Annotated in this window: 1 protein-coding gene; it reads right to left on the reverse strand. The window is 61.6% G+C overall.

All coding sequences use genetic code 11. The features are described from left to right. The coding region (locus tag DC53_RS22475) for an Ig-like domain-containing protein (protein WP_033032732.1) at nt 1–281 on the reverse strand (281 nt) is incomplete at both ends.

Consider the following 281-nt stretch of genomic DNA (forward strand, 5'->3'; position numbering starts at 1 on the left):
TGCCATCAACGGCTACCGCGCTGAGCGTCTCGACCCCGACGGTCACTGAAACCGTGGAGCCGACTTCCGCGGTCCCCGTCACAATCAAACTGCTGGCGTCCGCATTTGTAATAACAGGGTCATCCGGTGCGGTCGTATCCAGCGACAGGCTCGCCGTCGCCGGAGCACTGGTGTTCCCAGCCGCATCTTGCGCTACAGCCGAAACCGAAAGCTCGCCATCTTCCAGGCCAGCTGCAGAGAAATCCACCGACCAGTTGCCATCAACGGCTAACGCGCTGAGC

The sequence above is a fragment of the Pseudoalteromonas fuliginea genome (assembly GCF_000690055.1).
Classification (GTDB): Bacteria; Pseudomonadota; Gammaproteobacteria; order Enterobacterales; family Alteromonadaceae; genus Pseudoalteromonas; species Pseudoalteromonas fuliginea.